Raw genomic sequence first — 10,170 nt, 5'->3', positions numbered from 1 at the left:
CCCCCCCCCCCCCCCCCCCGGGCCGCCCCCCCCCCCCCCCCCCCCCCCCGGGGGGGGCGGGGGGGCCGTCGTCGTCCCCGCCCCCGCCGCTCTCGCGGGTCGGGGCGCGGTGGACGACGCATCTCCCACCAGAGCCACCCCTGTGAGCAAGGAGCCCACCGTGAAGGTCCAGGTCGCCCGCATCGGCAAGCCGCACGGCATCCGCGGCGAAGTCACCGTCCAGCTCTTCACCGATGACCCCGAGGGCCGCTGCGCCCCGGGCGCGGTGCTGCAGCTCGAGGCCGCAACCGAGCAGGCGGCCCGCCTGGCTCCCACCGGCGCCCTGGAGGTGGCCTCTGCTCGCTGGAACAAGTCCGTGATGGTGCTGGGCTTCACCGCGGTCCGCGACCGCAATGCCGCGGAGCTGCTGCGCGGCAGCCGCCTGTGGGTCGATTCCGAGGAGGACGACGAGGACGACGACGCCTGGTACGAGCACGAGCTGGCGGGCCTGGCCGTCGTCCTCGATGCGCAGCTGCGCGCGGCGGCGGATGCCGGACGGGAGCCCGACCCGATCGGGACCGTCACCGGGCTGCGGACCCTTCCCGCCCAGGACCTGCTCGAGATCGAGCTGTCCGACGGGAAGGAGGGCCTCGTGCCGTTCGTCGAGCAGATCGTGCTCGAGGTGGACGTCGAGCACGGCCGCGTGGTCCTGGACCCGCCGCCGGGGCTGCTCGAGCTCGGCTCCGGGCAGGACGAGGCGGAGCGGGCCGCCGAGACGGGCGAGCCCGCGGACCTCGGGGACCTCGAGCTGCCCGATCCGGCACAGGGGCAGGGGGAGCGCTGATGCGCCTGGACGTCATCAGCATCTTCCCGGAGTACCTCGCGGCGCTGGATCTGTCCCTGATCGGCAAGGCGCGCCGCGACGGGCTGCTGGAGCTGACCGTGACCGACCTGCGCGAGGTCACGACCGACCGGCATCGCACGGTCGACGACACCCCGTACGGCGGCGGGGCCGGCATGGTCATGCAGCCGGAGCCGTGGGCGCGGGCTCTCGAGGGCGTGCTCGACGCGGCCTCGAGCGCATCGGCGCCGGAGGCCGCCGCCGATCCCTCCCCGGACGTCGCCGCGTCCCCGGACGTCGATCCGCCGGCTCGCGAGCGCCCCGTGCTCATCGTGCCCTCGCCGGCCGGCGAGGTCTTCCGGCAGTCCACCGCCGCCGAGCTCGCGCAGCGGGAGCACCTGGTCTTCGCCTGCGGGCGCTACGAGGGCATCGACGAGCGCGTCATCGACTGGGCCCGCGACCGGTTCGAGGTCCGCCCGATGTCCCTGGGCGACTACGTGCTCAACGGGGGAGAGGTCGCCGTGCTCGCCATGGTCGAGGCCATCGCCCGGCTCGTGCCCGGCGTGATCGGCAATCCCGAGTCCCTCGTGGAGGAGTCCCACTCCGACGGGCTGCTCGAGTACCCCGTGTACACCAAGCCCGCCCTGTGGCGGGAGCGCCCCATCCCGGAGGTCCTGCTCTCCGGGCACCACGCGCGGATCTCGCGCTGGCGCCGCGACGAGCAGCTGCGCCGCACCGCCGAGCGGCGCCCCGACCTGCTCGCGCAGCTGGATCCCTCCGCCCTGGATGCGCACGACCGGGCCGTGCTGGCGGAGCTGGGCCGGGAGCCCGGCGCGACGCCGTGATCTGCGGCGCAGGCGCCGCTCCGGCGTGAGAACCGGTGCCCGCTGTGGCATAATGGCTCCTCGCGTGTGCGCTGGGCACGCCCCTGCCGCAGGGGGGAGAGCGACCGACACAGCGCACGCACCGCACGATCCCAGCTCAGGCGATCGGCGGACCTTCTGACGCGCGGCACGCGAAGCCCGGCGGATCACTGCCGAGGTCAGCGCTGTGCCGGAAGACCCACGTGGGCAGCCTGCGGTGTCCACCAGGAGAATGATCATGAACATCCTCGACGATCTCGATGCCAAGTCCCTGCGCAGCGACATCCCCGAGTTCTGGCCGGGCGACACCCTGAACGTCCACGTCAACATCATCGAGGGCAACCGCTCCCGAGTGCAGGTCTTCAAGGGCTTCGTCGTCGGCCGCCAGGGCCGGGGCGTGCGCGAGACGTTCACCGTCCGCAAGGTCTCCTTCGGCGTCGGCGTGGAGCGCACCTTCCCGGTGCACTCGCCGGTCATCGACAAGATCGAGGTCCTGACCCGCGGCGACGTCCGCCGCGCGAAGCTCTACTACATGCGCGATCGCCACGGCAAGGCCGCTCGCATCCGCGAGAAGCGTTGATCACCGCCCCGACAGCGCACCGGCCCCGACGGGCCGCGGGCGCGGCGGGGAGCCGCTCGATTGGGTGAGCGCAGCCCGCACGAGGACCCGGCTCCGGCCGGGTCCTCGTCGTCTCCGCCTCGTTCGGGCTCGACTGCGGCCCCTCCGGCCGCAGCGAGCCGCCGGCCGCTCCTGGACCGGTGGAGCCGAGGATGGCGGCTCGTCGTGGCCGCCGCGGTCGCGGCGCTGGCCGTGCTGATCGGCCTGCGCACCTGGGTGGTCGACATCTACTACGTCGGCTCGGAGTCCATGCAGCCGACGATCGAGCCGGGGGACCGGCTGCTGGTCGATCAGACGGCCGATCCGCAGGACCTGCAGCGCGGCGACCTCGTGGTCTTCGACGGGCGCGGCTCCTTCGCCCCCGTCGACGAGGATCCGCCCCTGGTGGATGCAGGCCAGCGCCTGGCCGCCTGGATCGGGGTGCGCCCCACGGACCACGTCTTCGTGAAGCGGGTCATCGGCCTGCCCGGCGACACGGTCGCCTGCTGCGATGCCGACGGGCGGGTGACGGTGGACGGGGAGCCGCTGGACGAGCCCTACCTCTTCCCGGGCGACATCCCGAGCGAGACGGAGTTCGAGGTCGTCGTGCCCGAGGACCGGCTGTGGCTGCTGGGAGATCACCGCTCGGTCTCCGTGGATTCGCGCTCGCTGCTCGGCGCACCGGGCGGAGGGCTCGTCCGGGCGGATAGAGTGCTCGGGACGCCGGAGGCCATCGTCTGGCCGCCCGACCGAGACCTCCCCTGATCCACCCGCCGTCGCACGGCCCGCGCGCCGCAGGAGAAGCGACGGCCCGCCCCGGAAGGAAGCACCGCTCGTGAGCGAAGACTCCGCCTCGACCACCCCCGCAGAGGCAGCGGATCGCGGCTCGTCGGCCGCAGGCGGCGGCTCCTCGGGCGGCGGCATCGTCAAGGAGGTGCTGATCACCATCGCGGTGGTCCTGCTGATCTCCTTCCTGCTCAAGACCTTCCTGTTCCGGCTCTTCTACATCCCCTCCGGCTCCATGGAGAACACCCTGCAGCTGCAGGACAAGATCGGCGTCAATGTGGCGGAGCCCTGGCTCGGGCCGCTCGAGCGCGGGGACATCGCGGTCTTCGAGGACACGCAGGGCTGGCTGCCGGAGTCCCAGATGCAGTCCGGACCCGTGCGCCAGGGCCTCGAGTTCGTCGGGCTCGCCCCGGACCGCTCGACCCAGTACCTCATCAAGCGCGTCATCGGGACCGAGGGCGACACGGTCGCGTGCTGCAGCGCCGACGGGCAGGTCACCGTCAACGGCGAGCCCCTGGACGAGCCCTATCTCTTCGAGGGCGACGTCCCGTCCGAGATCCCCTTCGAGGTCACCGTCCCGGAGGACAGCTACTTCGTGCTGGGCGATCATCGCTCCGCCTCCGCCGACTCGCGGTACCACATCGAGCAGGGGACCGAGTTCGTCGACCACGACGACGTCGTCGGCTCCGCCTTCACCATCCTGTGGCCGATGGACCGCTGGGAGTGGCTGTCCAACCCCTCGGACACCTTCGCCGATATCCCCGAGCCGTCGCAGGAGGCCGCCGGGAGCGGGCAGTGACCAGCCGCTCCGATGATCGCCCCGAGCCGCGCGACGCGGAGGAGGCGGCGCTGCCGCGGCAGTGGGAGGACCTGCCCGAGGCCCCGGTCGTGCGCGCCGACGGCGTGCCCATGTACCGGCGCCGCACCGGACGGCGCGTCCGCGGCGCCGACGGCTCGCAGCCGGCCCGCAGCAGGGCGGCCCAGTCCGCCCGGGACGCGGGCACCGTGCTCACCGCGGCCCTGCTGATCGCCTTCGTCTCGCAGCACGTGCTGGTCAGCGGATACCAGGTGACGGACGACGCGATGGAGCCCACCCTGCGCCCGGGGGACCGGGTCTTCGCCAACGTCCTCGACCTGACCGTCTCGGACGCCGACCGCGGTCAGATCATCGTCTACGAGCGGCCCGACACCTGGCATCCGGACGACCGGGCCGCGCAGGACCAGCCGAGCGCCGCCCTGCGGGCGCTGTCGTTCTTCGGCCTCGTCGCCGACAGCTCGACCGAGCACGACGTCAAGCGGGTCGTCGGCGTGGGCGGGGATCGGGTGTCCTGCTGCGATGCGCAGGGGCGGATCATGGTCAACGAGGTCCCGATCGACGAGGCGGGGGCCTACCTGTATCCCGGCGAGATCGCCTCCGACATCCCGTTCGACGTCATCGTGCCCGACGACCACTACTTCGTGCTCGGCGACTACCGGTCCGTCTCCAGCGACTCCCGGCACCGGCTGCTGACCGACCAGGCCTTCGTCAGCCACGAGCAGGTCCACGGCTCCGCCTTCGTGGTCGGGTGGCCGCTGCAGCGCATGGGCCCCATCTCCGACGGCTCCGACATCTTCGGCGACGATCTCGCCGCCCTGGCACCGAGGCCCCCGTGGCAGTGAGCGCGGCACCCACGCTCGACCTGGAGCGCAGCCTCCTGCACGGTCACCCCGGCGGCAGGGCCGGCAGCGCCGGCCGCTCCGTCGAGGACCAGGGCGAGGGGCCGGTGCGGATCGCCGGGATGGACGAGGTCGGACGCGGGGCGCTGGCGGGCCCGGTCGCGGTCGGGGCCGTCGTCGTCGACCGCGGAACACGCCCGGCACCGGCCGAGGTCCGGGACTCGAAGCTGCTGCGCCCGGGTGTGCGCGAGGCCCTCGTGCCGCAGATCCGCGGCTGGGCCCGGGCGTCGGCGGTGGGCATGGCCTCGGCCGCGGAGATCGATGCCGCGGGCATCGTGGGCGCCCTGCGCCTGGCGGGCCGACGCGCGCTGGCGGGTCTGGGGGAGGGAGCGCGGCCCGACCTGGTCCTGCTCGACGGCTCGCACGACTGGCTCTCGGCCCCGGCTGATCTGCTGGCCCTGGCGGCACCGGCGGGGGTCGAGCACGCCCCGGAGTGGGACGGGCCCGTGCACACCGTCGTGAAGGGCGATATGACGTGCGCCTCGATCGCCGCGGCCTCCGTGCTGGCCAAGGTCGCGCGCGACGCGCTCATGACCGCGCTCGATGCCGAGCACCCCGCCTACGGCTGGGCGAGCAACAAGGGCTACGGCGCGGCTGCCCACCGCGCGGCCCTGGCCGAGCACGGAGCGAGCGATCAGCACCGCCGCAGCTGGAACCTGCGCCTGCCCCCGCAGGGCTGAGCCCGTTCGTCCACAGACCGCTGGGACGCCGCCCATCCCGTTCGCCCGGGGCCGCACGCTCGTCCTCGGGCGCCCGTCCCGAGCGGCGCCCGTCGAGGGAGCGGGGGCGATCATGGTGCGGGATCGGGAGGGCGAGCAGGCCGCGGCGACGAGGCCGGGGCCGCGCGGTGCCCGGCTGCTGGCCGGCGACCGAGGGGAGGCCCTGGCGCGCGCCTTCCTGGAGCGGGCCGGAGCGGTCGTCGTGGCGCAGAACTGGCGCGCCCGGCCCACGGTCGACGGGGTGCGCGGCGAGCTCGACCTGGTGGCCGTGGTCGACGGCGTGGTCGTGGGGGTCGAGGTCAAGGCGCGCTCCTCGACGGCCTACGGCCACCCCCTCGAATCGATCGATCGGCGGAAGCTCGACCGCCTGCATCGGCTGCTGGCCGCGTGGGCCCGCCGACAGGGGCTGGAGCGCATGCCGCGCCGGATCGATGCCGTGGCGATCCTGCCTGCTCCGTCCGGCCGCGGGGCAGGCTCGACGCCGTCCGGCCCCGGAACCGGCCCGGGGTCGTCCACCGTCGGGCGGGTGCGCATCGAGCATCGCCGCGGTCTGATCTGAGGCCGGCACCGCAGCTCATGACGGCCTGCCGTGGGGACCGGCAGGCCGTGCCGGCCGCTGCGCCCCCGCGGGGGCACGGGATGCCCCGGCTCCACACCCCGCTGCTCCGCGGGCGAGCACTGCCCGGTCCTCCACCCGCATCCCGGCGGCCCCGGCGACGGTCGCGGGCGGGGGCAGAGTGCGGGCCGTGGCCCTCGGTCCTCGGGGGCCCCGTGGACGGGGGTGGGGGATGACCGCCAGGTATGCGCGGGCGCTGTCGGTGGCGCTGGTGGGTCTCGAGGGCACGGTCGTGGAGGTCGAGACGGACATCGGCTCGCAGATCCCGGCGTTCACGATCCTCGGGCTGCCGGATGCCTCGGTGCAGGAGTCGCGGGACCGGGTCCGCTCGGCCGCGCGCAATGCCGGGATCGCGCTGAGTCCGCGACGGATCACGGTGAACCTCTCGCCGGCCACGCTGCCCAAGCGCGGCAGCGGCTTCGACCTGGCCATCGCGGTCTCCGCCCTGGAGGCCGATGGTCGCCTCCGGGCGCCGCGGGACGTGGTGTACCTGGCGGAGCTGTCGCTGGACGGGGCCCTGCGACCGGTGCGCGGCGTGCTGCCGTCGGTGCTGGCCGCCGTGCGGGCGGGATGCGACCGGGTGGTCGTGGCCTCAGCCAATGCGGAGGAGGCCGGCCTGGTGGCCGGCGCGCACGTGCGCTCGTACGAGTGCCTGGCGGACGTGGTGGCCGACTTCGGGGCGGATCCGCGGGAGCTGCGCCGGCCGTCATCGCTCGGTCCCGGTGCTGCCGCGGTCCGGGCCGAGGCCGCCCCGGAGCCCGCGCCGCCGGATCTGGCCGACGTCGCCGGGCAGGCCGAGGCGCGCACCGCCCTGGAGATCGCGGCGGCCGGGGCCCATCATCTGCTGCTGAGCGGACCGCCGGGGGCGGGCAAGTCGATGCTCGCAGCGCGCCTGCCGGGACTGCTGCCGGATCTCGACGACGATGCGGCCACCGAGGTCACCGCCGTGCGCTCCCTGGAGCCCCGGGCGGCATCGCTTCGACGCCTGATCCGGCGCCCGCCGTTCGAGAGCCCGCATCATTCGGCATCGGCGGCCGCGCTGCTCGGGGGCGGCTCGGGCATCCCGCGTCCCGGCGCGGTCTCCCGAGCCCACCGAGGGGTCCTGTTCCTGGACGAGGCGCCCGAGTTCGACCGCGGCGTGCTCGATGCCCTGCGCCAGCCGCTGGAGACCGGCGACGTGCGCATCGACCGCTCTGCGGCCAGCGCACGCTATCCGGCCCGCTTCCAGCTCGTGCTCGCCGCGAACCCCTGCCCGTGCGGACGCGCCTCCGGCAAGGGCCATGACTGCCGATGCACGCCCCGGGAGCGGCGCGCGTACTTCGGCAGGCTCTCCGGTCCGCTGCTCGACCGGGTGGACCTGCGCATCCAGGTGCCCGCCGTGAGCTACGCCGAGCTCACGGCGGGCGCGGCGGGGGAGCCGAGCGCCGTCGTCGCCGCACGGGTGGCCGCGGCTCGGAAGCTGCAGGCAGCTCGCCTGCGCCCCTTCGGCCTGCGCACGAACGCCGAGCTGTCCTCGGCGCTGCTCAGCGGGGCCCTGCGCAGCGGCCCCGCCGTGACCGCGGGGCTCGAGCGGGAGATGGAGCGCGGCGCCCTCACGGCACGGGGCATGCACCGCGTGCTCCGGGTGGCCTGGACCCTGGCCGATCTGGACGGCCGTGACGGCCCGGACGGAGACGACGTCGACACCGCGCTCTACTTTCGCTCGAGCGGCCTCGCATGAGGCCCGCGGCCGGCCGGAGCCCGCAGGACCCCTCAGCACGGATCAGGAGACCGACATGACCTCGGAGAACCAGCTCAGGATCCGCCAGGCGCGGATCGCCCTCGGCCGGGTGATCGACCCCCGCGACACGATCGGCCACGTCCTCATCGCCGCCCTCGGCCCGGTCAGCGCTTGGGAGGTCGTGTCCGGGGCGCGCGGCCTCGACCCCGACGAGAGCCGCGCGCTGTCGCGGGCCGTGGACGAGGCGGCGGGCCAGGTGCTCGGAACCCTGACCACGGCGACGCAGAGGTGGGCCGCCCGCGCGGCCGTGACGGATGCCGAGGCCGATCGGGCCGCCGCGGAAGAGGTCGGGGCCTGGCTGTGCATTCCCGAGGACGACGACTGGCCGGCGGCCCTGGACCTGCTGGGCCTGCAGAGCCCCGTGTGCCTGTGGGGTCGGGGGATCCGCCGCGGCCTGCGACAGTGGCCGTGCGAGGCGGTCGCCGTCGTGGGTTCGCGCGACGTGACCGCCTACGGCCGCAGCGTGACCTTCGACCTGGCCGGGGCGCTGGCCGCCCGCGGCCGCACGATCATCTCCGGCGGGGCCTACGGCGTCGACGAGGCGGCGCACCGGGCCGGGCTGGCCGCGGGGATCTCGGCGGTGCCCACGATCGCCGTGATGGCCGGGGGAGTGGACCGTCTCTACCCCCGCGGGAACCAGGAGCTGCTGGAGCGCATCGCCGTCGAGGGGACGATCCTCTCCGAGTCCCCGCCCGGCACCATGCCCGCCCGGTACCGGTTCCTGGACCGCAACCGGCTGATCGCGGCGCTGTCGGCGGGCACCGTGATCACCGAATCCCGGTGGCGATCCGGAGCCCAGAGCACGGCGCACCACGCGAATCTGCTCTCCAAGCCCGTCGGCGCTGTGCCCGGGAGCATCCACTCCGCCGCCTCGGCCGGCTGCCACCGCCTGATCAGGGAGGGCGCGGCCGTGCTCGTCACCGACGTCGACGAGGTGCTGTCGCTGCTCGGCCCGCTGGATCCGATGACGGAGCCGGCTCCGGCGCAGCAGCTGCAGATCTTCGACGGGCTCAGCCGGCAGGACCGCATGCTGGCCGACGCCCTGCCCGTGACGCACGCAGCGAGCATCGACGCGCTCGCGGCCACCAGCGGGCTGCCCGTGCGCAGCCTGCTGGGGGCTCTGCGGCGCCTCGAGCGCGACGGCCTGGCCCGGGAGCAGGACGGCCTCTGGCGACGGCCCCGCACGCGGTGAGCCCCCCGAGCCGCACACGGCTGCGGCGTAGGATCGGGGCATGCCAGCTCCCCGCCCCGATGCGCATTCCGGGCCCCGGACGGGTCGCGGAGCCGGCCCGGCGCCGGCTCCGACACGGGCTGAACCCGCTTTCGATCCGTCGGAGGATCGGGTGCTCGAGGACTTCGCCGAGCACCTGCATCTGGAGCGCTCCCGCAGCCGGGCCACCGTCGTCGCGTACACGGCCGACGTGCGGCGGCTCCTGGGCTTCGCCCGCGAGCAGGGGGCCGGCCTGGCCGAGATCGACCTGCCCGTCCTGCGCGGCTGGCTCGCGGCCCAGCACGAGCACGGGGCCTCGGCCTCGACCATGGCCCGGCGCACGTCGGCCCTGCGGACCTTCTTCGGCTGGACCGCGTCCACCGGCCGCACGCCCGGGGACCCCACGCTGCGGCTGGGCGCACCCCGCCGCGCAGCGCATCTGCCGGACGTGGTCGGCGCCGGGGATCTGAGCGAGATCGCCGAGGGGCTCGCGGCCCGGGCCGCGGACGCCGATCGGAGTCCGGAGCAACGGGCCCTGGCCGCCCGCGATCGCCTCGTGATCGAGCTGCTGTGGGCCACCGGGGTGCGGGTCGCCGAGCTGGCGGGCCTGGACGTCGACGACGTCGATCGGCAGCGGCGCACGCTGCGGGTCATCGGCAAGGGGGACAAGCAGCGGGTCGTCCCGTACGGCGGACCGGCCGCCGACGCCCTCGAGCTGTGGCTGCGTCAGCGCGGGATCCTGAGCACGGGAGCAGGCGGCCCCGCCCTGCTGCTCGGCGCCCGCGGCGGACGGATGGGCACCCGGCAGATCCGCGGCGTGGTCGACCGCGAGCTCGCCGCCCGGCCCGACGTCGCCGCCCGCGGCCCCCACGCGCTGCGCCACTCGGCCGCGACCCACCTGCTCGACGGCGGCGCGGATCTGCGCAGCGTCCAGGAGCTGCTGGGCCACGAGTCCGTGGCGACCACCCAGATCTACACGCATGTCTCGGTCGACCGCCTGGGCGCGGCGTTCCGGCAGGCCCACCCCCGCGCCTGACGGCCCGGTCCGCCGGCTCGACCACC

Annotated in this window: 11 protein-coding genes; all 11 read left to right on the top strand. The window is 74.9% G+C overall.

Annotated features, from left to right (window positions below; all coding sequences use genetic code 11):
* The first annotated feature begins 142 nt into the window (after positions 1–142).
* Positions 143–823 (top strand): ribosome maturation factor RimM, encoded by a 681-nt coding sequence (rimM, locus tag FSY66_RS05115; protein ID WP_313955535.1) that lies wholly within the window; start codon positions 143–145, stop codon positions 821–823.
* Positions 823–1,665 carry a tRNA (guanosine(37)-N1)-methyltransferase TrmD gene (gene trmD, locus FSY66_RS05110; RefSeq protein WP_144791885.1) on the top strand — a complete coding sequence of 281 codons (843 nt, stop codon included), beginning with the start codon at positions 823–825 and terminating at the stop codon, positions 1,663–1,665. The genes rimM and trmD overlap by 1 nt, the downstream gene beginning before the upstream one ends.
* Positions 1,666–1,921: 256 nt before the next feature.
* Positions 1,922–2,263 carry a 50S ribosomal protein L19 gene (gene rplS, locus FSY66_RS05105; RefSeq protein ID WP_144791883.1) on the top strand — a complete coding sequence of 114 codons (342 nt, stop codon included), beginning with the start codon at positions 1,922–1,924 and terminating at the stop codon, positions 2,261–2,263.
* Positions 2,264–2,467: 204 nt separating this feature from the next.
* The gene (lepB, locus tag FSY66_RS05100) at positions 2,468–3,046 is read left to right on the top strand and encodes a signal peptidase I (RefSeq protein WP_313955534.1); all 579 of its coding nucleotides are present in this window, start codon (positions 2,468–2,470) and stop codon (positions 3,044–3,046) included.
* Between the two features lie 70 nt (positions 3,047–3,116).
* Positions 3,117–3,866 (top strand): signal peptidase I, encoded by a 750-nt coding sequence (gene lepB / locus FSY66_RS05095; protein WP_144791879.1) that lies wholly within the window; start codon positions 3,117–3,119, stop codon positions 3,864–3,866.
* Complete coding sequence (gene lepB / locus FSY66_RS05090; protein WP_144791877.1) at positions 3,863–4,726, top strand: signal peptidase I; 864 nt, start codon at positions 3,863–3,865, stop codon at positions 4,724–4,726. The genes lepB (FSY66_RS05095) and lepB (FSY66_RS05090) overlap by 4 nt, the downstream gene beginning before the upstream one ends.
* Positions 4,723–5,463, top strand: coding sequence for a ribonuclease HII (locus FSY66_RS05085; RefSeq protein WP_396350876.1), 741 nt, complete (start codon positions 4,723–4,725; stop codon positions 5,461–5,463). Before lepB (FSY66_RS05090) ends, FSY66_RS05085 begins: the two co-directional genes overlap by 4 nt.
* Before the next feature lie 112 nt (positions 5,464–5,575).
* The gene (locus FSY66_RS05080) at positions 5,576–6,061 is read left to right on the top strand and encodes a YraN family protein (RefSeq protein ID WP_144791873.1); all 486 of its coding nucleotides are present in this window, start codon (positions 5,576–5,578) and stop codon (positions 6,059–6,061) included.
* Positions 6,062–6,290: 229 nt separating this feature from the next.
* Positions 6,291–7,838 carry a YifB family Mg chelatase-like AAA ATPase gene (locus FSY66_RS05075; RefSeq protein WP_144791871.1) on the top strand — a complete coding sequence of 516 codons (1,548 nt, stop codon included), beginning with the start codon at positions 6,291–6,293 and terminating at the stop codon, positions 7,836–7,838.
* Between the two features lie 55 nt (positions 7,839–7,893).
* Positions 7,894–9,090, top strand: coding sequence for a DNA-processing protein DprA (dprA, locus tag FSY66_RS05070; protein ID WP_144791869.1), 1,197 nt, complete (start codon positions 7,894–7,896; stop codon positions 9,088–9,090).
* Between the two features lie 151 nt (positions 9,091–9,241).
* Positions 9,242–10,144, top strand: a complete 903-nt coding sequence (locus FSY66_RS05065) for a tyrosine recombinase XerC (protein WP_260853466.1) — start codon at positions 9,242–9,244, stop codon at positions 10,142–10,144.
* The last annotated feature ends 26 nt before the right edge of the window (positions 10,145–10,170 follow it).

Origin of the sequence: Kocuria palustris (genome assembly GCF_007666205.1) — a bacterium.
GTDB classification, from domain to species: domain Bacteria; phylum Actinomycetota; class Actinomycetes; order Actinomycetales; family Micrococcaceae; genus Kocuria; species Kocuria palustris_A.
This window is presented reverse-complemented; position numbering and strand designations above follow the sequence as displayed.

What these genes read in the sequence shown, in the direction of transcription:
- trmD (WP_144791885.1), top strand. Translation starts at nt 823, where the DNA reads ATGCGCCTGGACGTCATCAGCATCTTCCCGGAGTACCTCGCGGCGCTG.
- rplS (WP_144791883.1), top strand. Translation starts at nt 1,922, where the DNA reads ATGAACATCCTCGACGATCTCGATGCCAAGTCCCTGCGCAGCGACATC.
- FSY66_RS05080 (WP_144791873.1), top strand. Translation starts at nt 5,576, where the DNA reads ATGGTGCGGGATCGGGAGGGCGAGCAGGCCGCGGCGACGAGGCCGGGG.
- FSY66_RS05075 (WP_144791871.1), top strand. Translation starts at nt 6,291, where the DNA reads ATGACCGCCAGGTATGCGCGGGCGCTGTCGGTGGCGCTGGTGGGTCTC.
- dprA (WP_144791869.1), top strand. Translation starts at nt 7,894, where the DNA reads ATGACCTCGGAGAACCAGCTCAGGATCCGCCAGGCGCGGATCGCCCTC.